Here is a 1,207-nt window from a genome sequence, read left to right as displayed (position 1 = left end):
TGGATTGGCTACACTGATGTGGACAGTTCCGGGAGGGGCGCGAGAGACGGGAGGGCCGTATATGAGGGACCCCAGGCACCCGAGGCATTTCACCGACGAGTTCAAGAGGCAGATAGTCGACCTCTACAACGCCGGAAAGCCCAAGCGCGAGATCATGGACGAGTACGACCTCGGCAAGAGCACCGTGGAGAGGTGGATCAAGTCGATAAACGCGACCGGCTCGCCGCGCGCCGCGGACAACCGCACGCCCGAGCAGAACCGGATCCTGGAGCTCGAGCGCGAGAACCGCAGGCTCCGGATGGAGGTCGACGTCTTAAAACAAGCGGCGCTGATATACGCTCGAAAGTGAGGGCCATAGCGGCCAACGAGGGCCGCTACCCCATATCAGCGCAGTGCAGGCTCCTCGGCGTCGCGAGGTCGACGTACTACTCCATGCGCTCGCGGGCCGGCCGGCCCGCCGCGCCGGACCCCGCCGCGCCGGCCGTGGTCGCGGCCCACGCCGCCAGCAAGGGCCGGTACGGCTCGCGCAAGATAAAGGCGTCGCTCGAGAGGTCGGGCGTCACCGTCAGCCGGCGCCGGGTCTGCCGCATCATGAGGGAGAACGGCCTGGTCAGCGCATACGGCAGGAAGAGGTTCAAGGTGCACCCCGGGGCGGTCAACGAGGCCGACGTGCCCAACGTCGTCGCGCGCGGCTTCGGCGGCAGGGCGCCGCGCACCCATATATGCAGCGACCTGACCTACGTGCGCGTCGGGGCCTCGTGGAACTACGTCTGCCTGCTCGTCGACCTCTACAACAGGGAGATCGTCGGTCACTCCGCCGGGCCCAGGAAGGACGCCCGGCTGGTCAAGTCGGCGTTCGCGACGCTCTCCTTCCCCATCTCGGACATCGAGGTATTCCACACGGACCGCGGCAGCGAGTTCGACAACGCCGAGATCGACCTAATGCTCGAGGCCTTCGGCATAGAGAGGTCGCTGTCGGCCAAGGGCTGCCCCTACGACAACGCCGTCGACGAGTCGACCAACAGGATACTGAAGGCCGAGCTCGTCCACCGCGAGACGTTCGGCACGACGCGCGAGCTACGGGCCAAGCTCTCGGACTACGTGCACTGGTACAACAACTTCAGGATCCACTCGACGCTGGGCTACATGTCGCCGGTCGAGTTCAGGGAAGCGGGGCTGTCCCTCCCGGAATCGTCCAAATAGGTGT

At 65.9% G+C, this 1,207-nt stretch carries 2 protein-coding genes; both read left to right on the top strand.

Features of this window, described 5'->3' with window-relative positions; translation table 11 throughout:
* Positions 1 to 349, top strand: a 349-nt coding sequence (locus AAAV44_RS09785) for a transposase (RefSeq protein WP_271759292.1), incomplete at its 5' end; no start/stop codon positions are given.
* Positions 346 to 1,203 (top strand): IS3 family transposase, encoded by an 858-nt coding sequence (locus AAAV44_RS09780; RefSeq protein ID WP_349115461.1) that lies wholly within the window; start codon positions 346 to 348, stop codon positions 1,201 to 1,203. The genes AAAV44_RS09785 and AAAV44_RS09780, both read left to right, overlap by 4 nt.
* Positions 1,204 to 1,207: the final 4 nt, after the last annotated feature.

This window comes from Collinsella sp. CLA-AP-H1 (genome assembly GCF_040092945.1).
GTDB lineage: Bacteria > Actinomycetota > Coriobacteriia > Coriobacteriales > Coriobacteriaceae > Collinsella.
The sequence above is the reverse complement of the archived record's forward strand: the minus strand, read 5'-3'. Positions and strand labels throughout refer to the sequence as shown.